General features: G+C 75.3%; 23 protein-coding genes. 9 read left to right on the top strand and 14 right to left on the bottom strand.

Annotation, left to right across the window (positions count from 1 at the left end):
• Positions 1 to 56: 56 nt before the first annotated feature.
• The 3 genes from ACZ5OX_RS30780 to ACZ5OX_RS30770 all read right to left on the bottom strand — a co-directional run bounded on the left by ACZ5OX_RS30780 (position 57) and on the right by ACZ5OX_RS30770 (position 2,499).
• Positions 57 to 824, bottom strand: a complete 768-nt coding sequence (locus ACZ5OX_RS30780) for a hypothetical protein (RefSeq protein WP_465634527.1) — start codon at positions 822 to 824, stop codon at positions 57 to 59.
• 317 nt (positions 825 to 1,141) lie between these two features.
• Positions 1,142 to 2,155, bottom strand: coding sequence for a DUF1648 domain-containing protein (locus tag ACZ5OX_RS30775; protein WP_465634526.1), 1,014 nt, complete (start codon positions 2,153 to 2,155; stop codon positions 1,142 to 1,144).
• Entirely contained in the window at positions 2,152 to 2,499 is a 348-nt protein-coding gene (locus ACZ5OX_RS30770) for a GntR family transcriptional regulator (RefSeq protein WP_392878052.1), read from the bottom strand. Before ACZ5OX_RS30770 ends, ACZ5OX_RS30775 begins: the two co-directional genes overlap by 4 nt.
• Positions 2,500 to 2,813: 314 nt before the next feature.
• Between ACZ5OX_RS30770 and ACZ5OX_RS30765 the strand changes: the two genes are divergently transcribed.
• The gene (locus tag ACZ5OX_RS30765; RefSeq protein WP_465634525.1) at positions 2,814 to 3,377 is read left to right on the top strand and encodes a universal stress protein; all 564 of its coding nucleotides are present in this window, start codon (positions 2,814 to 2,816) and stop codon (positions 3,375 to 3,377) included.
• A gap of 6 nt (positions 3,378 to 3,383) precedes the next feature.
• Positions 3,384 to 3,830 carry a hypothetical protein gene (locus tag ACZ5OX_RS30760; RefSeq protein WP_465634523.1) on the top strand — a complete coding sequence of 149 codons (447 nt, stop codon included), beginning with the start codon at positions 3,384 to 3,386 and terminating at the stop codon, positions 3,828 to 3,830.
• Between the two features lie 203 nt (positions 3,831 to 4,033).
• On the opposite strand, the gene ACZ5OX_RS30755 is transcribed toward ACZ5OX_RS30760, so the two are convergent.
• Positions 4,034 to 4,462: an RNHCP domain-containing protein gene (locus tag ACZ5OX_RS30755; RefSeq protein WP_449809419.1), complete on the bottom strand. Its 429-nt coding sequence runs from the start codon at positions 4,460 to 4,462 to the stop codon at positions 4,034 to 4,036.
• Positions 4,463 to 4,490: 28 nt separating this feature from the next.
• The gene (locus ACZ5OX_RS30750; protein WP_449790657.1) at positions 4,491 to 4,859 is read right to left on the bottom strand and encodes an RNHCP domain-containing protein; all 369 of its coding nucleotides are present in this window, start codon (positions 4,857 to 4,859) and stop codon (positions 4,491 to 4,493) included.
• A 276-nt stretch (positions 4,860 to 5,135) separates the two neighbouring features.
• Between ACZ5OX_RS30750 and ACZ5OX_RS30745 the strand changes: the two genes are divergently transcribed.
• The gene (locus tag ACZ5OX_RS30745) at positions 5,136 to 5,732 is read left to right on the top strand and encodes a GNAT family N-acetyltransferase (protein WP_465634522.1); all 597 of its coding nucleotides are present in this window, start codon (positions 5,136 to 5,138) and stop codon (positions 5,730 to 5,732) included.
• Between the two features lie 103 nt (positions 5,733 to 5,835).
• Here the strand turns inward: ACZ5OX_RS30745 and ACZ5OX_RS30740 are convergent, their stop codons facing one another.
• Positions 5,836 to 6,819 carry a S1C family serine protease gene (locus ACZ5OX_RS30740; RefSeq protein ID WP_465634520.1) on the bottom strand — a complete coding sequence of 328 codons (984 nt, stop codon included), beginning with the start codon at positions 6,817 to 6,819 and terminating at the stop codon, positions 5,836 to 5,838.
• Positions 6,820 to 7,050: 231 nt separating this feature from the next.
• Here ACZ5OX_RS30740 and ACZ5OX_RS30735 point away from each other — a divergent pair, with 231 nt between their 5' ends.
• Together ACZ5OX_RS30735 and ACZ5OX_RS30730 are read left to right on the top strand one after the other, a co-directional pair.
• On the top strand, positions 7,051 to 7,560 hold the full coding sequence (locus tag ACZ5OX_RS30735) for a hypothetical protein (protein ID WP_465634519.1): 510 nt from the start codon (positions 7,051 to 7,053) through the stop codon (positions 7,558 to 7,560).
• Positions 7,561 to 7,608: 48 nt separating this feature from the next.
• A complete protein-coding gene (locus ACZ5OX_RS30730) occupies positions 7,609 to 8,289 on the top strand; it encodes a GOLPH3/VPS74 family protein (protein WP_465634518.1) in 681 nt (226 codons plus the stop codon).
• 127 nt (positions 8,290 to 8,416) lie between these two features.
• On the opposite strand, the gene ACZ5OX_RS30725 is transcribed toward ACZ5OX_RS30730, so the two are convergent.
• Positions 8,417 to 8,833: a DUF3592 domain-containing protein gene (locus ACZ5OX_RS30725; RefSeq protein ID WP_465634516.1), complete on the bottom strand. Its 417-nt coding sequence runs from the start codon at positions 8,831 to 8,833 to the stop codon at positions 8,417 to 8,419.
• A 200-nt stretch (positions 8,834 to 9,033) separates the two neighbouring features.
• Here ACZ5OX_RS30725 and ACZ5OX_RS30720 point away from each other — a divergent pair, with 200 nt between their 5' ends.
• On the top strand, positions 9,034 to 10,035 hold the full coding sequence (locus tag ACZ5OX_RS30720) for a right-handed parallel beta-helix repeat-containing protein (protein ID WP_465634515.1): 1,002 nt from the start codon (positions 9,034 to 9,036) through the stop codon (positions 10,033 to 10,035).
• A gap of 43 nt (positions 10,036 to 10,078) precedes the next feature.
• Here ACZ5OX_RS30720 and ACZ5OX_RS30715 read toward each other — a convergent pair whose 3' ends face one another.
• From ACZ5OX_RS30715 to ACZ5OX_RS30695, 5 genes are all read right to left on the bottom strand, one after another.
• Positions 10,079 to 11,341, bottom strand: a complete 1,263-nt coding sequence (locus ACZ5OX_RS30715) for an NAD(P)/FAD-dependent oxidoreductase (RefSeq protein ID WP_465634514.1) — start codon at positions 11,339 to 11,341, stop codon at positions 10,079 to 10,081.
• A gap of 145 nt (positions 11,342 to 11,486) precedes the next feature.
• Entirely contained in the window at positions 11,487 to 11,918 is a 432-nt protein-coding gene (locus ACZ5OX_RS30710; protein WP_465634513.1) for a nuclear transport factor 2 family protein, read from the bottom strand.
• A gap of 7 nt (positions 11,919 to 11,925) precedes the next feature.
• Complete coding sequence (locus ACZ5OX_RS30705) at positions 11,926 to 12,729, bottom strand: MBL fold metallo-hydrolase (RefSeq protein ID WP_465634511.1); 804 nt, start codon at positions 12,727 to 12,729, stop codon at positions 11,926 to 11,928.
• Between the two features lie 111 nt (positions 12,730 to 12,840).
• Positions 12,841 to 13,407 carry a hypothetical protein gene (locus ACZ5OX_RS30700; protein WP_465634510.1) on the bottom strand — a complete coding sequence of 189 codons (567 nt, stop codon included), beginning with the start codon at positions 13,405 to 13,407 and terminating at the stop codon, positions 12,841 to 12,843.
• 8 nt (positions 13,408 to 13,415) lie between these two features.
• On the bottom strand, positions 13,416 to 13,586 hold the full coding sequence (locus ACZ5OX_RS30695; RefSeq protein WP_465634509.1) for a hypothetical protein: 171 nt from the start codon (positions 13,584 to 13,586) through the stop codon (positions 13,416 to 13,418).
• Here ACZ5OX_RS30695 and ACZ5OX_RS30690 point away from each other — a divergent pair.
• Positions 13,585 to 14,442: a PhzF family phenazine biosynthesis protein gene (locus ACZ5OX_RS30690; RefSeq protein WP_465634507.1), complete on the top strand. Its 858-nt coding sequence runs from the start codon at positions 13,585 to 13,587 to the stop codon at positions 14,440 to 14,442. The genes ACZ5OX_RS30695 and ACZ5OX_RS30690 overlap by 2 nt on opposite strands.
• Before the next feature lie 15 nt (positions 14,443 to 14,457).
• Here ACZ5OX_RS30690 and ACZ5OX_RS30685 read toward each other — a convergent pair whose 3' ends face one another.
• Entirely contained in the window at positions 14,458 to 14,961 is a 504-nt protein-coding gene (locus ACZ5OX_RS30685) for a P-loop nucleotide/nucleoside kinase family protein (protein WP_465634506.1), read from the bottom strand.
• 95 nt (positions 14,962 to 15,056) lie between these two features.
• Between ACZ5OX_RS30685 and ACZ5OX_RS30680 the strand changes: the two genes are divergently transcribed.
• Both ACZ5OX_RS30680 and ACZ5OX_RS30675 read left to right on the top strand, forming a co-directional pair.
• Positions 15,057 to 16,295: a phosphotransferase gene (locus ACZ5OX_RS30680; protein ID WP_465634504.1), complete on the top strand. Its 1,239-nt coding sequence runs from the start codon at positions 15,057 to 15,059 to the stop codon at positions 16,293 to 16,295.
• A gap of 19 nt (positions 16,296 to 16,314) precedes the next feature.
• Complete coding sequence (locus ACZ5OX_RS30675) at positions 16,315 to 17,229, top strand: LysR family transcriptional regulator (protein ID WP_465634503.1); 915 nt, start codon at positions 16,315 to 16,317, stop codon at positions 17,227 to 17,229.
• 9 nt (positions 17,230 to 17,238) lie between these two features.
• On the opposite strand, the gene ACZ5OX_RS30670 is transcribed toward ACZ5OX_RS30675, so the two are convergent.
• The gene (locus tag ACZ5OX_RS30670; RefSeq protein WP_465634501.1) at positions 17,239 to 18,450 is read right to left on the bottom strand and encodes an MFS transporter; all 1,212 of its coding nucleotides are present in this window, start codon (positions 18,448 to 18,450) and stop codon (positions 17,239 to 17,241) included.
• Between the last annotated feature and the right edge of the window lie 187 nt (positions 18,451 to 18,637).

Here is an 18,637-nt window from a genome sequence, read left to right as displayed (position 1 = left end):
CTCGCAGGCGCGGGCCCTCGGACGCGGCTCTCGGACGCGGCCCTCGGACGCGGCTCTCAGGCCTGTGCCTCGGGGTGCCTCTGGTCGGACGCGGCGGCGTCCGACTGCCGGGGGAGCGCGGTGGTCTCGGCGTCGCCCCGGTCGGAGGGGGACCGGCGGCCGTGCGCCGCGAGTTCGAGCGCGGCGCCGATCCAGGCCATGCCGAAGGCCCAGGTCGCCAGCCACTCGCCCAGGTAGAGCGGCCGTACCGGCCAGTCCGAGCCGACGCCCGTCACCCCGGCCAGGACGGAGAGCCCCAGGGCGGCCAGGATCACCACCCCGGCCACCAGGTACGCCGTGCCCACCCGGGCGGGCTGGGCGGAGCGTGGGTTGCGGAAGGAGTAGAGGCAGAACATCGCCAGCATGACGAACAGCAGGCCGGCGAAGACCAGGTGGAGCACCCCGACGGTGCGCTGGACACCGGACCCGCCCCCGGCGGACGTCGGGCACAGCGCGACCCCGAGCGCGAAGAAGCCGGCCGCCGTGCTCCAGCGGTCGTCCCTGCGGTCGAAGCGGTAGCAGATCAGGAACACCCCGAGGGCGCACAGCCCGCCGACGAAGAGGTTCCGGGTGTCGGTGTAGTACGAGGCGCTCATCGAGACCGGCCAGAAGCCGTCCGTGCTGCGCCCCGTCACCACGGCGGACAGCCAGTTGCCGAACGGCAGGGCCGGCGGCAGCAGGATGCCGATCAGGCCGACGCCGAGGCGCAGGATCGCGATGGTCCGAACGTCCTGGATGCTCCGCCGGACGCCGGGGGAGTTCTGCGTGCGCGAGTCGTGAGTCACGGACGCCTCCTTGCCTTTCGCACGGGCCCGCGGGCCCGCTGGTCCTCCGGCCGCGTGGGACGGGGTGGGCGGTGCGGACGGGCGCCGCCACACACCTGAGCGACCGTCAACTGGTGTACCCGCATCAGCGTTCGAAGCACCACCGATTTGAGCGGTTTACGCCCCCGATGACCGTCAGGAGTGCCTCTGGGCACCATCTTTTACGGCTGCGCGCACCCGCTCGGTTCAAGTCACCGCCGAGGGCGTCGAGGAGCGGCCCCCACCAGCGCAACCGGGCCGCCCCGCCGTCCGAACCGCCGAACCTCCGAACCGCCGGTTCAGCCGGCGGGCTGCCGGGTGCGCGCGATCAGCGCGTTGAGCAGGGCCGCCCCGCGCTCGGCGTCGTCGACGCTGACCGCGAAGTCCGTCCCCCGGCGGGTGCGGACCACCAGGCAGGCGCCCCCGCGCAGCATCACGGTGGTGCCGAGCCCGTTGATCCGGTAGCCCCAGCCGCCCGCCTGGGTGGCGGTGCGCCGCTCGACGCGGGCGGACTCCAGCTCGGTGGGGGACCAGCGGCGGGCGGGCCACCCGAAGGGGCCGAAGCCGACGGTCAGGCCGGCGGCGGTCACCCGTACCCGCACCGAGGAGCAGGCGAGCATGGCGAGGGTCGGGAGCGCGAGCATCAGCACCAGCGGCAGGCCCGCGTCGGCCACCCCGCTGGTGGCGGCCACCGCCACGGCCACCGCCGCCAGCCCGAACACCGCCGCGGTCAGCTGCAGCCACGGGTTGGCGGCGTGGGAGAGCCAGACGAGGTGCGCGCCCGGTGGCACCTCCAGCGCCGGCTCCCCGGCCGCCGGGCGCGGCGCGGGTCGGGCGTCGTAGCGGCGGCTCGCCAGCCGGGCGAGCAGCCCGGCGAGGCCGGTGGCCAGCAGGATCAGGACCACCTCGATGCCCATCGGCGCGGCGTCCTGCCAGCGGGCACGGTCCAGGTTGGCGTGCACGATGGAGGCCTGCGCGCCCGTCAGCAGCACCCCGCCGGCCGCCAGCGTGGTCGCCGCGGCGCCGGGCGCCAGGTTGCCCCGGTACCGCCGCAGGGCCACCGCGGTCAGCACCAGGACCGCCCAGAACGCCGCCGGGAAGAGCACGGCGGCCGTCAGCGACATCGAGTCGTCCGGTTCCCGTCCGCCCCAGTGGGTGGCCAGCGGGTCGGGCAGGCGGTCACGCGCCAGCAGCGGCAGCGCGATCAGCAGGGCCAGCACGCCCGCCGACCAGGTCGCCGCCGCCCAGACCGCACCGCGGTGCGTCGGCCGCTGTGCCGCCGCCCTCGTCGAAGTCGTCCCCTGGTCCGTCACGACAACCCCCTGATCATGTCCACGAGATCGTTCCTGCTGTAGCCGGCCCGGGCCGCGTCTTCGACCAACTGCCTTACCCGGTCCACTAGTTCGGAGCGGGTGTCGGCGCCGGTCGCGATCGTGATGCCGCGGCCCCGGCGGAACTCCAGCACCCCTTCGTCGCGCAGCGTGCGCAGCCCGCGCAGGACGGTGTTGGTGTTCACCCCCAGCGCCCGGGAGAGCTCCCGGGCCGGGGGCAGCTTGTCCCCGGGGGCGCACTCGCCCTCGGCGACGGCCCGTCTGATCGCGCCGGCGACCTGTTCGTGCAGCGGTCGGGTGTCCCCGATGTCCAGCTTCAGCAACATGGTGCTACGGACGATAGCACCATTCATGTCACCTGCGGCTGCTCGGTGAGCGGTGAGCGGGCACGGCGAAGGGGGCGGGCCCCGGGGCCCGCCCCCTCCTTCCCTTTCCGTCTTCCGTCTCGGGCGGCTACTTCCGCTCGGCCTCGGGGTGAGGCCCGGGTGGCGGGGGCGCGCGGTGGGCCGGGTGCGCCGCGTATGGAGAGCGTTGGGAAGGACCCCCGGGACGTCAGGAAGGCGTCAAGGAGAGCAGGTCGGCCCCGTCGGCGGCGGTTGGGTGGAGGACGACGGAGAACGCGACCACACGAGGACGGATCATGCACGGCAACGGGCGGCACGAAGGCGGCACGGCACCCAGGGTGGTGGTCGGGGTCAGCGGGTCGTTGGGGAGCCTCGCGGCACTGCACCGCGGCGTCGCCGAGGCCCGCGAGCGCGGCGCCGCCCTGGTGCCGGTGCTCGCCTGGGAGCCGCCCGGCGGCGAGCACGGTTACCGGCGCTCGCCCTGCCCGCCGCTGCTCGCCGCCGTCCGGGAGGCCGCCGAACAGCGCCTGCGGGACGCCCTCGACGCGGCCTTCGGCGGCGCCGACCCCGGGGTGCCGCTGCACCCGGTGGTGATCCGCGGCGAGGCCGGCCCCGCCCTGCTGCAGGTCGCCGACCGGCCCGAGGACCTGCTGGTCCTCGGTCGCAGCGGCGGCCCGCTGCGCCGACGGCTGCGGCGCTCGGTGCCCGGCCACTGCGCCCGGAAGGCCGGCTGCCCGGTGCTGACCGTCCCGGTGCCCGAACTGCTGCGCGACCTGCACCGGCTGGAGTCCGCGCACCGCCGCGCCCGCCGGCACCTGCCGGTCGGCCCCGCGCCCGAAGCCCTCGCGGTGAAGCGGTAGTCCGCGGTGCGGATGTACTCGGCCGGCCCCGGCGCCGACCGCTACCGCCCGGTGCTGGAGCGCCTCTCGGCCCCCACCGCGGGCACGGTGGCGCTGCTGGGCGGCGGCGCGCTGGCACTCGCGCTCGGGGTTCTGCGCGAACTGCACTCCGGCCCGCTGCCGTACCTCGGCTACCTGACGCTGTGCGGACTGGTCGGGCGCCGCTCCCGGCCGGGGGCCGCACCGCTGATCGGCCTGGCGGCCTGGCTCTGCTGCAACGCCTTCGCCGAGCACCGCCACGGCGAACTGGGCTGGGCGGGCCCGTGGCCGGAGGCCGGGCACTATGCGATGTTCACCGCGACCGCCCTGCTGGCGGCCCTGCCCACCGCCCTGCCGCGCCGCACCGTACGGGTGTCGCCACTGCGGTTCGACGGCCCGCGGCTCGACGGCCCACGCTTCGACGGCCCGCGCTGAGGCGCCGCCCAAGGACGGTCCGCCCGTACGGACGGACCTCACCGGGGAACCGGGGCTCCGGCCGGTATCCGGAGCCCCCGGCGAACCGGTGGAGGCGGGCGACCCGGGCGCGCGGAGTGGTCGCCGGTTCCGACAGCGGGCCCGTCCGTACGGACGGGCCCGCCGCGACCACCCCGCGTGCCCCGGTCGAGCCGCGGGCCGGCCTACAGCGCGAGCAGGACGCGGTGGGCCAGGGTGGTGTCCCGCAGCGGTTCGAGGGCCAGGCGGACCAGGGCCAGGGCGTTGTCGTCCCCGGCGATCCGGTTGGCGCTCAACTCACCGCAGGACAGGCACTGGTGGATGATCATCCACTCGCCGTCGGCGCGGACCGACAGGCCCAGCACGGCCATCCGGCCGCCGCAGCCGGCCGCCCGGTCACCGGGCCTCCGGCCGTCGACATGACGGCTGGCCAGGCAGTTCGGGCAGTGGTTGCGGTGCGCGGTGCCAGGGGCGTCCAGGGGGACGTCCAGCCGGCAGTCCACGCAGCGGAAGGCGTTCGCCCGGTGGCCGCCCTGCTCGTGCAGGACGTCCTTGTGCCGCTGCGGGCGGCGGCCCTGCCGGCTCCGGCCGCCGGTGTTCTTGCGTCGTGGCATGCTTCGGTTCCCCTCTTCCGTGCGCGGCTCAGAGGGTGCCGAACGCTTCGAGCGGGAAAGGCGGTTGGGCGAGCGGCCGGACGGCCATCCGCATCAGGATGAGCTGGTTGTCGTCCGTGCAGACCGGGGTGGACGTCAGCTCGTCGCAGCGCACGCACCGGTGGACGACCGTCCAACCGCCGGTGCGCAGCACGGCGATGGCGATCGGCGACATCCGGCCCCGGCAGTCGCTCGGGCCGCCCTCGACCTGGTCGAGGACGTGCCGTGACTGCAGGCAGGACGGGCAGTGGTTGCGCCGCGTGCCGTCGGCGGCGTAGGTGGAGACGGTCAGACCGCACCAGGCGCAGGCGAAGGTGGAGGTCTTCAGAGTGGGGGGAGTGCTGGAGGTGCTGGACACCCGGGGTGCTCCTTGCTGAGGGGTTTCTGCGATGACAGCAAGAGCAGGCCGAGTGGCCTCGACGGTTCGTCAGGCCTGGTTGCAGGCGGTGTGGCGAGGCGCACTCGGCGCGGTCCGGGACATGAAGACACCCTCTCCGGTCGGGCGGTGGCCCGGGTCGATCGGTACGGAACGGCGTCAGCCTAGCCACGCCGATCGCACGGGCGCCAACGGTTATTTCCGCCCGCAGCCACCCTCGCCGCCGGGCCGGAGATAAAGGGCGCGCACGATGTCCGTGTGCAGATGACCAACACGCCGCAGCCGGCGACCCTCGATGACGCGTCGTCAGTCAGTCGATTACTGGCCCTGGCCTTCGCCGACGACCCGATGATGTGCTGGTTCTTCCCCGACCCGGCCATCCGGCAGGCGGGGCTGGGCGGTTACTTCACCACGCTGTTCACCCGGCAGTACGTCCGGCACGGGGTGTGCGAGCGGACGGCGGACGCGGCCGCGTTCTGGGTGCCGCCGCACGCGCAGGACAAGGCGGTACCGGACGAGGAGACGCTCCGGGAGCTGGTCGAGCCGCTCGGCGACCGGGCCGAGTCGTTCCGGCAGTCCGTCGAGGCGGCCGCCGACAACGCGCCGCAGGAGCCGCACTGGTACCTCGCGGTGATCGGCACCGACCCCGTCGCCCAACGCCGGGGGCAGGGTGCCGCGCTGCTGCGCTCGGGGCTGGCCAGGGCCGACGCCCAGGGGCTGCCGGTCTACCTGGAGTCCTCCAAGGAGGAGAACCTCGCGCTCTACGGGCACTTCGGCTTCGAGGTGCTGGAGGAGGTCCGGCTGCCGGAGGGCGGGCCGGCGCTCTGGGTGATGCGGCGTGGGGCCCGCGCGTAGCGGTGCCTTCGGGGCGGCATCGGTGGCGGCACCGGTGGCGGCCCGGCCGAGACGGGCGGTGAGGTCGGTGGGGCCCGTGCGTAGGGGTGGCCCCGGGGCCCGGTCAGTCGTCGGCGGGCAGCTCCGCGGGCACGGCGAGCACGTCGACCAGGGCCTCGCCGCGCAGCACGGTGAGCGGGAGCGGGCGGCCGATCGCGTCGGCCAGCATCAGCCGCTGGAGGGCCTGAGCGCTGCCCATCGGCTCGCCCGCGGCGGTGAGCAGCAGGTCGCCCGCGTGCAGTCCGGCGCGGTCGGCGGGCGCGCCGGGCACCACCTCGACGATCCGCAGGCCGCCGCGCTGCCCGGTGCGGTGGCGCAGGGCGGGCGGCAGGGGCGCGGGCACCCCGGCGAGGCCGAGGTAGGCGCGGCGGATCCGGCCGTCGGCGAGCAGGGCCGCGACGATCCGGCGGCTGGTGGCGTCGATCGGCACGGCCAGGCCGAGCCCGTTGCCGGCCACCGCCGTGGTGATGCCGACCACCTCGCCGTCCGCGGTGGCCAGCGCGCCGCCGGAGTTGCCCGGGTTGAGCGCGGCGTCGGTCTGGACCACGTTGTCGATGACCCGCACCGCGCTGCCGGAGCGGGCCGGGATCGAGCGGCCGAGGGCGCTGACCACGCCCGCCGTGACCGTCCCGGCCAGGCCCAGCGGGTTGCCGACGGCGACGACCAGCTGTCCGACCCGCAGACCGGTCGCCTCGCCGAGCGAGACCGGCGTCGGGGTCGGCCCGTCGGCGCGCAGCACGGCGAGGTCGGAGAGCGGGTCGGCGCCGATGGTGTGGAACGGGGAGGTGGTGCCGTCGGCGAAGGCCAGCGTCCCGGCGTCGGCGTGGCCGACGACGTGGGCGTTGGTGAGCAGGAACCCGTCCTCGGTGAAGACCACCGCCGAGCCGAGGGCGGTGCTGAACCAGCCGCCCCGGCCGCGCCGGGGGACCTGGAGCGCGGCGACCCGCGGGGTCAGCGCCGCGGCGACGGAGGTGACGATCCGGGAGTAGGCGTCCAGCGGCGCCCGCGCATCGGGGGGCGGACCCGGCACGGGGAGCGTGTCGGCCATGGTGCTCACCCCTCTCGCGGACGCGGTTCCCACGATGGCACCAGATGCCAACAACGGCGGGGCGCCCCGTCTTCCGCGCCCCGTCTTCCGCGCCCGTCTTCTGCGCCCGTCTTCTGCGCCCCGCGCCCCGCGCCGGAGGAGTCCTGACGCGTTCTTGGCGTGCGGGAAATTCCCAAGAGAAGGAAAAGCAGGAATATAGTCCGAGTAAAGCCGTCGTGATGGGAGGGGCCGATGGACACGACCATGCTGGAGCCCGAAGGGCGAGAGGGCGCGGTGCCGAGGGGAGGCGGCCTCGACCCGCTGCTGCGCCCCACCCGGGAGGCGATGCTGGCCCGCCGCGCGCACCCGGCACCGCGCTGGAAGCGCGTGCTGCGGCCGGGCTCGTCCGGTCCGGCGGCCTGGATCCGGTCGGAGGCCGACGCCCAGGCCGAGCGCCTCGGGCGCCGGACGCCCGGTACCGAGCACGTCCTGCTCGCCCTGCTGGCCGTACACGAAGTGGCCCGTCACGAGCCGCAGTTGGCACAGGAGGGCGGCGCCGGCGAACTGCTCGCCGGGCTCGGCCTCGACTACGCCCGGGCGCGGGCCGCACTGGACTCCGGCGGGGTGACGCTGCCCGCCGACCCCCGCTCGGTCGAGGCCTACCTCGCCGACGTCGCAGGTCAGGGCACTGATCGACTGCTCCGGGCGTTGCTCGAGGAGGACACCAGGGCCCGGCGCCTGGTCGAAGCACTGCGCGGTTGAGGCGCCGTCGGCGCAGCGTACCGCGGTACCGAGAGGAAGGGGCACCCGATGCACGTCACCCTCGCCGAGGAGCTGATGCTGCTCTCGCTGGACGACGAGTCCGGCGTGGCGAAGGACGCCGCCACCGCCGCCTGGGCTGCCGCGGGCGGCATCCTGGCCGAGCTGGTGCTGGCCGGGCGGGTCGCGATCGAGGACGGCCGGCTCACCGTCGCCGACCGGACCCCGACCGGCGAGCCGCTGCTGGACGGCCGGCTGGCCCGGCTCGACGAGTGGGCCGCGGGGCGCCGCTCCGGCAAGGCCAAGGCGGCCGACTGGCTGACCAAGGACCGTGCCACGGCCGTCGCCGACACCGTCGCGCGGCTGTGCGAGCGGGGCCTGGTGGTCGAGGAGCGGCGCCGCGCGCTCGGCATCTTCCCGGTCCGCCGCTACCCGGAGGCGGACGGCGGCGTGGAGCGCGAACTGCGCGAGCGGCTCGCCGCCACGGTGCTGAACGGCGCGGAGCCGGACCTGCGTACCGCCGCCCTGGTGGCCCTGCTGCACGGCTCCCGGCTGCACCGGCTGGCCTTCCCCGAGCTGCCCCGCAAGCAGGTCGAGCCGCGCTTCGCCGAGATCGCCGCCGGTGACGGGGCCGCAGAGTCGGTCCGCGAGGCGATCCGGAACATGCAGCTCACCATGGCCGCCGTCACCACCGCGGCGACGGTGGCGGCGACCAGCGCCGCCACCGTCTGAGCGGGCGGGCGGGCCGCGTACCGAACCGCGCGGCCCGCCCGGTGCGCCGTCCCGGGGGGCCCGACCGCGTGCGACCCGCCCGATGCGCCGCCTGATCCACCGCCCCGTGCCCGTCCCGGGGGCCCGGTCAGAGCACCGTGGCGCCGAGGGTGATCGAGCCGAGCACCACCAGCACCCCGAGCGCGAGGAACCCGTACTCCAGCCCCGCGCGCTCCCGCCCGTCCACCAGGACCTGTGACGGGTCCGCCGGGTCGTAGCGGACCGGGACGAAGCCGCCGTCCGGCAGGGGGTGGCGGGTGGTGGAGGGGACGGGGGAGAAGACCTCGACCACCCGGCCGTCCTCGGTCTCGAACTGGAGCAGCGGCCGCGGCGGTAGCGCGCGGTCCTCCGGCGCCGCGGCGCGCTCGCGCACCAGTGCCCGTGCGGGGACGCCGACCCGGCGCAGCCGCCGCAGTTCGCGCAGGCCGACCACCCCGGCGAGGTAGGCGACCACGCCGCCCAGCGCACCGAACACCACCACGGCGAACCCGGCCGTGCCGCCCATCGCCGCCTCCCTGTCCGCGGCTCCGTGTCCGCGACTCCGTGTCCGCGGGGACTCCTAAGACCCCCAGGGCTCCAGTATCACGCGGACGAGGCGCTCTTGACGCCCCGGAATGGTCCAGTCCACCCTGGCGGCGGCATGTTCCTGTCATTTGCCGCCCCGACCACCCCGGCCGGCCCCGACCACCGCAAGGAGCACCGTCCGTGACCCAGCGTCCCGCCGTCCCCGTCCTCCTCGCCGCGCTCACCGTCCTCGCCCTCGGCTCGGCCGCCCCCACGGCCGTGGCCGCCGGCTCCGCCGCCCCCACGGCAGTGGTCAAGGCGGCCGTGGTCAAGGTCGGCACCACCAAGCAGCTCCAGAGCGCGCTCGCCGCCGCCGCGCCCGGCCAGACCATCCAGCTCGCCGACGGCACCTACTCCGGCAACTTCAAGGCCACCACCCCCGGCACCGCGGCCGCCCGGATCACCCTCACCGGCTCGGCGAAGGCCGTCCTCACCGCCCCCAGCGGCGGCGGTTACGGACTCCACCTCGACGGCGCGAGCTACTGGACCGTCCAGGGGTTGACCGTCACCGGCGGCCAGAAGGGCATCATGGCCGACTCCGCGAACCACGTGGTCCTGGACGGCGTGACGGTCCACCACACCACCATGGAGGGCGTGCACTTCCGCAACTCCAGCGCCTACGGCACACTGCGCGACTCGCGCGTCCACGACACCGGCCTGAGCGGGGACGGCATGGGCGAGGGCGTCTACGTCGGCACCGCCAACACGCTGACCGACCGCAGCGACCACGTGCAGATCACCGGCAACACCTTCGGCCCGAACATCGGCGGCGAGAACGTCGACCTCAAGGAGGGCACCACCGGCGGCCTGGTCTCCGGCAACACCTTCGACGGCGACGGCCTCACCGGGAGCCACTCGGACGACTCCTGGGTCGACGTGAAGGGCAACGGCTACGTCATCGAGAACAACACCGGCCGGCGCACCACGAACGACGGCTACCAGACCCACAGCCTCCAGCCGGGCTGGGGCTGCGGCACCGTCTTCCGCGGCAACCGCTCCGACCTCACCGGCGCCACCGGGCCGGACCGGTACGCGATCCACGTGACCGCCTACGACGCGGCGAAGTGCAAGGTCACGATCGGCGCGGGCAACACCGTCACCGGGGGCCGGGGCCTGGTGAACCCCGGCATCCCCGTCGGCTGACCGGTCCGGCTGACCGATTCGGCTGACCGATTCGGCTCGCCGACTACAGCGAGTCGAGCGGAACGTTCGGGTCGGCCAGCGCCCCGGCGTCCACCACCCGCCCCGAGCGCACCAGTTCGCGGATCGGGTCGGTGACGTCCCAGACGTTGACGTTCATCCCCGCGAGCACGCGGCCGCCGGAGAGCCAGAACGCGATGAACTCGCGGGTGGCCGGGTCGCCGCGGAACACCACCTGGTCGTAGCCGTCCGGCTCGACGTAGCCGACGTACTCCATGCCGAGGTCGTACTGGTCCGTGAAGAAGTAGGGGACACGGTCGTACACCGCGTCCGGCTGCCCGAGCAGCGCGCGGGCGGCGGTCTGCGGCTGGTTGAGCGCGTTGGCCCAGTGCTCGACCCGCACGTGCCTGCCGAACAGCGGGTGGTAGGCATTGGCGACGTCGCCGGCCGCGTAGACGTCCGGGTCCGAGGTGCGCAGGTGCTGGTCGGTCTTGACGCCGTTGTCGACCTCCAGGCCGGCCGCCTCGGCCAGGCCGGTGGCGGGGGCGATGCCGATGCCGACGACCACCGCGTCGGCCGCCACCGTGGTGCCGTCGGCGAGCTTCACGCCGTTCACCGTGCCGCCGTCGCCGGTCAGTTCGGCCACCTTGACGCCGAAGCGCAGGTCCACGCCGTGCTCCCGGTGGAGGTCGGCGAAGACCTGGGCGACCTCCCGGCCGAGCACCCGCAGCAGCGGCAGTTCGAGCGCCTCCAGCACCGTCACCTCGGCGCCCGCCTCCCGGGCCGCGGCCGCCACCTCCAGCCCGATCCAGCCCGCGCCGATCACCGCGATCCTGGCCCCGGGCCGCAGCGCCTCCTCGATCCGGTCGCTGTCCTCGACCCGGCGCAGGTAGAGCACCCCGTCCTGGTCCGCGCCGGGCACCGGCAGCCGGCGCGGAACCGAGCCGGTGGTCAGCAGCAGCTTGGCGTACTCCACCTGGCCGTCGTCGGCGAGCGTCACGGTGTGCCCGGCCGGGTCGATCGAGGCCACCGCCGTGCCCATCCGCAGCGTGACGTCGTGCTCCGCGTACCACTGCGAGGGGTGGACGTAGATCTTCTCCCGGGGCGTCTTGCCCTGCAGGTAGCCCTTGGACAGCGGCGGCCGCTCGTACGGGCGCTCGTGCTCCTCGCCGATCAGGACGATGCCGCCCCGGTACCCGGCCTCGCGCAGCGCCTCGGCCGCCTTCGCACCGCCCAGGGACGCCCCGACGATGACGACCGGGCGCTCCCGCCCGCCCGCTCCGGTGGTCCCGGTGTCCGTGCCCGCCATGCTCGACTCCTCGTTCTCCGGCCGTGGTCGGGCCCAGCCTGCCGCCGTCCGGGTGGTCTGTCGAGACCGCGCCTGGCGCGCCGCGCCGCGCTCGCCCGTACGGGTGAACGTGGGCCACGGCGGGCCACGGCGGGACACGTGGGCCTCACGCCGTCATCGCGTCCCTGACCAGCGCGGTGTCGGTGAACTGCTCGAAGCGGACGATCCGGCCGCCGCGCACGGTGAAGCGGTGGGCGACCCGGACCGCCAGCGGCTTCCGGGTGGCCTTGTGGACGGCCGTGTACCGGCCCAGCACCACCACCGTCTCCCCGTCGACCACGTAGGTGTCGTCGTGTGCCGTCCAGTCGTCCCACTCGTCGGCCAGCCGCTCCATCACGTTGGCGGTGACGCCCTTCGGCGTGCGGTAGGTGCCGGCCAGCGGGAACCCGGCCATCTCGGTCCACTCCACGTCCTCGGCCAGGGTGGTGCGCAGCGCCGCCAGGTCGCCCCGGGCGGAGGCCAGGTACTGGCGGCGCACCACGTCGGCGGGGGCGGGCGACTCGGCGAAGGAGGCGACGTCCCGGGGAATCTCGATCACCGCCCGCTCACCCCCAGGCCATCTCGCCCATGACGACCTTGGTGCCGATGTCCACCGCGATCCGCAGCCCCAGATTCGGGAACCGCCGCTCCAGCGCCTCCTTGGCGGCGTCCGCGTTCGCGGCCCGGCCGATCTCGGTCTCGAAGGCGCGCAGGTAGGCGCGGGTGTGGTCGACGGCGTTCAGGTCGGTGGGCGCGCCGGCGATCCGGTGGCCGGCCGCGACCCAGGTCGGATGGAGTGCCTCGATGCCGTCCAACAGGTCGATCCAGGCGGCCCGTTGGGCGGAGGTCGGGGTGTCGGCGGTCCACACGTGCAGGCCCTGGAAGAGCAGCACCCCGCCCAGCACGGCGCGGTGGTGGTGCTGCCAGAGGTAGTGCCGGTCCGGCAGGTGGAAGTCGGCGCCGCGCAGCTCGAAACGGTGGCCCTCGAAGACCAGCTCGTCCCCGTGCAGCGCATCGGGCCGCACCAGCCGGGTGGGCAGCTCGGGGCCCAGGTGCGCCCAGGCGCGCAGCTTGGCCTCGTACGTCTCCTGGATGCGCTCGACGGTCGAGGCGGTGGCCACGAAGCGGGCCTGCGGGAAGGCGTCCTGGACCTCCTGGGCGCCGAAGTAGAAGTCCGGGTCGCCGTGGCTGACGAAGACGGTGGTCAGCCGCTTGCCGCTCGCCCTGACCCGCTCCACCAGCCGGCGCCCGTCGGAGCGGGTGAACCCGGCGTCCACCAGCAGGGCGTCGTGGGGGCCGGTGACCAGGACGGAGGTCTTGTTGAGCGAGCTGTCGGGGCTGTCGATGATCTCGAAGTCGAGAGCACTCACGTTGTGGCTTCCTTCCTCGGGCCGCGCACGCCTCGCCGCCAGCATCGGCGCTCGGCGCGCCGTTCGCATCCGGAAGCCGGACGGGCCCGGGAAGGAGCGGCGGGACGGGTCCTAGCCGCGGGTCCAGAGCGTGAGGTCGCTGCTGGTGGCCACCGCGAGGGTCCGGCCGGTCGGGGAGAAGCCGGCCGCCCGCAAGGTGGACCGGTCGGCGTCCAGGACCAGCCACCAGCTCTCGCCGTGCTCGCCCTCCGACGGCCCCCGCCCGTTGGCGAGCAGCACCCGGTGGTGCGGCCACTCCGGGGCGGCCACGCTGACGTGCCAGCCGCCCTCGGCGGCGGTGTGCAGCCCGCCGCCCCACAGCCCCGCCACCGGGACGCGCACGTCCGTGACCTGGCCGAGTCCGGGGCAGGCGAGGTCCGGGCCGTCCGGGTCCTCGGCGGGCTCGTGGTCGCGGGCCAGCTTGAGGCCGGTCACCGCGTCGAACAGGCCGTGGCCGCCGTGCGAGACCGTCAGCACCAGGTCGTGGCCGCTTTCCGGGTGGACGGCGAAGCCGATGCCGAGCAGCCCGCCGACCGCGAGCACCCCACGGCCCACCGGCCGCCACGGCTCCGGCGGGGCGGTCACCTCGGCAGCCATGATCCGGTCACGGAGGTGCCGCTGGTGCGGGGTCAGGGCCATGCCGCAGATCATCCCACCGGGACGGGACGGCCGCGTCCGATCGACCGGCCCCGCCGCCGGTCGCCGGGCCGCGCCGGGCTCGGCAGCGCGGGCGCGACCGGTGCGGTGGCCGCGCCCGGGCGGCACACCCGCAGCGCCGACGGGAACAGCCCGCGCACCCGGCGCGTTCGTTCGGTCATGACCGACGACGCCACTCCCGAGATCCTCCGCTACGCCGCCTTCGCGACCCGCCCCGAGGGCGGCAACCCGGCGGGCGTGGTGCTCGACGCCACCGGGCTGACCGACGAGCGGATGCTCGCCATCGCCGCCGAGGTCGGGTACTCCGAGACCGCCTTCCTGACCGCCGGCCCGGCCGAAGGGTCCTACCGCGTGCGGTACTTCAGCCCGCTCGCCGAGGTGCCGTTCTGCGGCCACGCGACGGTCGGCTCCGCCGTCGCCGTCGCCGAGCGCACCGGCCCCGGGCAGTACGTCTTCGAGACCGCGGCCGGGGAGGTCCCGGTCGAGGTCGAGCGCGGAGCCGACGGGCTGCTGCGCGCCGCCCTGACCAGCGTCGAGCCCAAGGTCGAGGAGGTGCCGGCGGCCGACGTGGCGCAGGCGCTCGCCCTGCTCGGCTGGTCCGCCGCCGACCTCGACCCGGCCCTGCCGCCCCGCGTCGCCTACGCGGGCGCCCGGCACCTCGTCCTGCCGGTCGCCACCCGCGAGCGGCTGGCCCGGCTCGACTACGACTTCGACGGCCTCGCCGACTTCATGCGCGCCCGCGACCTGACCACCCTGCAGCTCGCCTGGCGGGAGGGCCCCGAGGTCTTCCACGTCCGCGACCCGTTCCCGGTCGGCGGCGTGGTCGAGGACCCGGCCACCGGCGCCGCCGCGGCCGCCTTCGGCGCGTACCTGCGGGAGCTCGGCGCGGTGCAGGCCCCGGCGGTGCTGACGCTCCACCAGGGCGCCGACCTGGGCCGCCCGGGCCTGCTGCGGGTCGAACTGCGCGCCGAGGACACCCGGGTGCGGGTCTCGGGCACCGCGGTGGCCATCGGCTAGCACGCCGCGCCGGCCTCAGGGCGGGGGCTGCGGCAGGACCAGCTCGCCCTCGCCCCGGGGCTCCTCGAAGGTGCTGAAGTAGTGGTCGAACAGCTCCGCGCTCACGGTGACGGAGTTGGCGCCCCGTCGCTCGTTGCGGACCGCCAAGCGGCGCTCCAGCGTCGCCCGGTCGGCCTTGAGGTGGACCAGCTCCCAGCGGCAGCCGTGGCTCTCCACCAGCACCTTGTAGTTGTCCCGGGCGGCTCGGTTCCGGAAGGTGTAGTCCACCACCACATCGCGCCCGGCCCGCATCAACTCGACCAGCTCCACCAGTTGTTCACGGCGGATCGCGTCCTTGAGCCGATCGAACTCCGCCTGCGGCAGGACCAGCCCGGCATCGCACCGCCCGAGCCGCTGCCAGACCACCTCGTCGATGGACAGCCGCGCGTAGCCCCGCCGGACGAGGCCCATCGCGTACGTGGTCTTGCCCGCGCCGGGCAGGCCGCACATCAGCACCACCGTGCTCGATCGCCGTGTCACCGGCACAGGCTAGCCCCGGGTGCACCGGATCCGACCCGGTCGGCGCGGCCGGAAAACCGGTGGCGTCGGCCCACCCCGTCGGCGAAGCTGCTCCGATGCAGCGAGCGAGCAACCGGACCGTGACGGTCGATCTCACCTACGGCGACGAGTACTTCGGGCAGTTGGGCCCCTTCGAGGTGGAGCTCGGCTGGTGGTCCTCCGTGGACGAGGTGGTCGCGCGGGCGACGGAGGTGGCCGGCGTGCCGGTGCTGGTGGCGCGGCTGGTCGACGGGCGGAGCGAGGAGCCGGGCCACGGCGGGCGGGTGCGCTACCACGCCGAGGCGCTGGAGCGGCCGAAGGCGCTCGACTCCCGCCCCCCGGAAGCCGGGACGGCCGCGCTGCTCGGGCCCGCCGAACGCCGCGCCGCCTGGGCCACGCCCGCGGGCCTGCGGGAGGCACTGGCCTGGGCGCAGACGGAGCTGGCCGCCGTCGGCCGCGCGCCGGCCGCGCCCGCGCGGCAGATCCGGACCTGGAACCTCTCCGGTCTGTTCCGCCTCCCCACCGCCGGCGGCGTCGACGCCTGGCTGAAGACCACGACGCCCGCCTTCAACGCCGACGAGGCCGCGGTCATCGCGCTGCTCGGCGGCGTCGACCGCGCGCTCGTCCCGACCGTCCTCGCCGCCCACCCCCGCGGCGGGCGGCTGCTGCTCGACCACGTCCCCGGCGAGGACTGCTGGAGCCCGTCCGCCGGGACGGTCGCCGACGTCGTCCCCCGGCTGGTCGCCGCCCAGGCCGCGCTCGCCGACCGTCCGGCCGACCTGACCGGCCTGCGCGACCGCACCCCCCGCGCCCTGGCCGCCCAGCTGACGGCCCTGCTGGGCCGGCTCGCCGAGGAGACCGACCTGACGCCCGAGGAGCTGGACGGGCTGGCCGGCTTCGCCGCCGGCATCCCCGGCCTGCTGGACCGGCTCGCCGACTGCGGTCTGCCCGAGACCCTGCTGCACGGCGACTTCCACCCCGGCAACTGGCGCTCCGACGGCACCGGCACGGTGGTCGTCGACTACGCCGACTCCTGCCTCGGCCACCCCGCCCTGGACGGGCTGCGCCCCCGCGCCTACCTCGGCGAGGAGGCCTGGCGGCACCACGCCCGGGTCTGGACGGAGGCCTGGCGGCGCCACGCCCCCGGCTCCGACCCGCGACGCGCCCTCGAACTCGCCGAGCCGCTCTACCACCTGTCCTACGCCCTGCGCTACCAGGAGTTCCTGGATCACATCGAGCCGAGCGAACGCCCGTACCACGAGGGCGATCCGGCCGCCGAGCTGCGCGCCGTACTGGCCTGCGGAGCGGCCGGGTAGCCGGACGTAGACTGCCGAGGTGGAACGACCGCCCTCAGCCCTCGCAGCCTCCGCCGTCCTGCCCGAGCTGCCGCTGCAGGAGCTGGAGTGCTTCTCCGTCCTCGTCCACCAGCTGCACTTCGGGCGGACGGCGGAGCTCCTCGGCGTCTCGCAGGGCCGGGTCTCCCAGCTGATCAAGCGCCTGGAGAGCCGGATCGGTGCCCCGGTGTTCCGACGGACCAGCCGCCGGGTCGAGTTGACCGAGCTGGGGCGGGCGCTGGCCGAGCAGGTGGTGCCCGCCTTCGAACGGCTCCGGGACGGCTACGACGCCGCGCGGGCCGGGGCCGCGACGGCGAGGCCGCTGCGGCTGGGCTTCCAGTGCGCGGTGTACGAGCCGGTCGTCCGGGTGGTCGCGAGCCTGCCGGAGGGCGCCGCGCACCTGGTCGAACTGCCGTGGGCGGACCCGTTCTCGCACCTCGCCCGCGGCGAGGTCGACCTGGCGATCGTGCTCGCCCCGTGCCGGGAGCCGGGGCTCGAGGTGCTGATGGAGTTCTCCCGGCAGCCGGTGTACGTGGCGGTCTCCGCCGCGCGGAACCCCGGCGGGGCGGACGGTGTGAGCGCCGCCGAGCTGGCCGCCATGCCGCTGATCGAGCCGCGCGGCCCGGCGCCCGAGTACTGGCGGCAGGCGAACGCGCCCCGGCGGACGCCGGACGGGTGGGAGTTGGCCTACTCGGCGGGTGCGGCCACCCTCCAGGCGGGCCTGTCGATGGTGGCCGGGACCCGCCAGGGCCTGCTGCTCTGCGAGCGCAGCACGACGTACGTCCGGCGGCCGGACATCCGCTTCCTGCCGGTGCCCGAGCTGGAGCCGACCGCGCTGCAGGTGGTCCAGCACGAGCGGCGCCCGCACCGGCTGGCGGCCGGGTTCGTCGAGCTGCTGGCCGGGCACGTCGACTGAGCCGCGGGGCTACCGCCCGCTTCGCCCGCTCGGCCCGCCGTCGTGCGGCCGGGAGAGCAGGGTGAGCAGCAGCCCGGCGGCCGCCAGTGCGGCCGCGGTGAGCAGTACGGCGTGGGTCCCGGCCCGGTCGACGACGAGGCCGCCGGCGAAGGAGCCGAGCGCGATGCTCGCGTTGAACACGCCCGCCCAGACCGCGGCGGAGGCCTCGATCCGGGCCGGATCGGCGATGCGGACCCAGGTCTGGGTGGAGACCGACACCCCGCCGTACGAGGCGCCCCAGACGACCAGGACGAGCAGCACGGCGACGACGCCGGTGGCGTGCGTGAGCAGGGCGGCGGCCAGGGTGACGCCGGTGAGTGCGAGGGTGACGGCGGTCTTCGGGCGGCGCCCGGACAGCGGGCCGAGGGTGAAGTTCCCGGCGACGCCCGCGAGTCCGTACACCAGCAGGCAGGCGGCGATCGCGCCGCTGCTCAGGCCGGCGTCGGCTTCGAGGACCGGGCGGACGTAGGTGTAGCCGGCGAAGTGGCCGAGCACGACGAAGGCGGTGATCGCGGTCCCGGCGGCGACGCCCCGGTGGCGCAGGGCGCCGGCCAGTCCGTCGAGCCGTCCGCGCTCGGGTACGGGCAGCGGGGGCAGGGTGGCGGCGAGCACGGCGGCGGAGGCGGCACCGAGCAGGGCGAGCGCCCAGAACGCGGCGCGCCAGTCGAGGAGAGCGGCAAGGTAGGTGCCCAGCGGGACGCCGAGGACCGAGGCGATGGAGACGCCGGAGAAGATCAGCGTCATGGCGAGCGCGATGCGCGGCCCGTCGGTGAGGCGGGGGCCGAGGCTCGCGGCGAGGCCCCAGACGATGCCCATGGCGGCGCCGAGCAGGACGCGGCCCGCGGCCAGCACCGCGAAGTTCGGTGCCATCGCCGTCACCGCGTCGGCCAGGCCGAGCAGCAGCATGAAGGCGACCAGGACGGTGCGGCGGTCGCGCAGCCCGACGAGCAGTGGCGCGAAGGGGGAGAGGACGGCGGCGATCAGGCCGGTGACGGTGAGGGAGAGGCCGGTGACGCCGTCGGTGACCCCGAGGCTGTGGGACATCGGGGTGAGCAGGCCGACCGGCATCATCTCGGAGGACACCACGGTGAAGGTGGCGAGCGAGACGGCGAGGACCGGGGACCAGCGGTGCGGCGCGGTCGGTGAACCGGCCGGTGGGGCCAGGGTTTCGGCGTTTGTCATGCGGCCAGCTCACCAGCCGGCGGAAGGGCCGAACAAGATCGATGAGCTCATCGACCGATGAGCAGGGCTCATCGATCGCCCGGCCGGCCGAGGCGTCCCCGGTGGTGGGGGGGGGGGGGGGTGGGGGGGGGGGGCAACAAAGAGGGACACCCCCCCGAGGGAGGAACGAGAGCAAGCCAAGGGCCGA

Source organism: Kitasatospora sp. NPDC032121 (assembly GCF_055580145.1).
The sequence above is the reverse complement of the archived record's forward strand: the minus strand, read 5'-3'. Positions and strand labels throughout refer to the sequence as shown.

Excerpts from the sequence above, each read along its gene's own strand:
- ACZ5OX_RS30740 (WP_465634520.1), bottom strand. The coding sequence starts at position 6,819 with ATGGCCGACACGCTCCCCGTGCCGGGTCCGCCCCCCGATGCGCGGGCG.
- ACZ5OX_RS30690 (WP_465634507.1), top strand. The coding sequence starts at position 13,585 with ATGACCGACGACGCCACTCCCGAGATCCTCCGCTACGCCGCCTTCGCG.
- ACZ5OX_RS30700 (WP_465634510.1), bottom strand. The coding sequence starts at position 13,407 with ATGGCCCTGACCCCGCACCAGCGGCACCTCCGTGACCGGATCATGGCT.
- ACZ5OX_RS30755 (WP_449809419.1), bottom strand. The coding sequence starts at position 4,462 with ATGCCACGACGCAAGAACACCGGCGGCCGGAGCCGGCAGGGCCGCCGC.
- ACZ5OX_RS30735 (WP_465634519.1), top strand. The coding sequence starts at position 7,051 with ATGGACACGACCATGCTGGAGCCCGAAGGGCGAGAGGGCGCGGTGCCG.
- ACZ5OX_RS30770 (WP_392878052.1), bottom strand. The coding sequence starts at position 2,499 with ATGTTGCTGAAGCTGGACATCGGGGACACCCGACCGCTGCACGAACAG.
- ACZ5OX_RS30670 (WP_465634501.1), bottom strand. The coding sequence starts at position 18,450 with ATGACAAACGCCGAAACCCTGGCCCCACCGGCCGGTTCACCGACCGCG.
- ACZ5OX_RS30765 (WP_465634525.1), top strand. The coding sequence starts at position 2,814 with ATGCACGGCAACGGGCGGCACGAAGGCGGCACGGCACCCAGGGTGGTG.
- ACZ5OX_RS30695 (WP_465634509.1), bottom strand. The coding sequence starts at position 13,586 with ATGACCGAACGAACGCGCCGGGTGCGCGGGCTGTTCCCGTCGGCGCTG.
- ACZ5OX_RS30715 (WP_465634514.1), bottom strand. The coding sequence starts at position 11,341 with ATGGCGGGCACGGACACCGGGACCACCGGAGCGGGCGGGCGGGAGCGC.
- ACZ5OX_RS30680 (WP_465634504.1), top strand. The coding sequence starts at position 15,057 with ATGCAGCGAGCGAGCAACCGGACCGTGACGGTCGATCTCACCTACGGC.
- ACZ5OX_RS30730 (WP_465634518.1), top strand. The coding sequence starts at position 7,609 with ATGCACGTCACCCTCGCCGAGGAGCTGATGCTGCTCTCGCTGGACGAC.
- ACZ5OX_RS30725 (WP_465634516.1), bottom strand. The coding sequence starts at position 8,833 with ATGGGCGGCACGGCCGGGTTCGCCGTGGTGGTGTTCGGTGCGCTGGGC.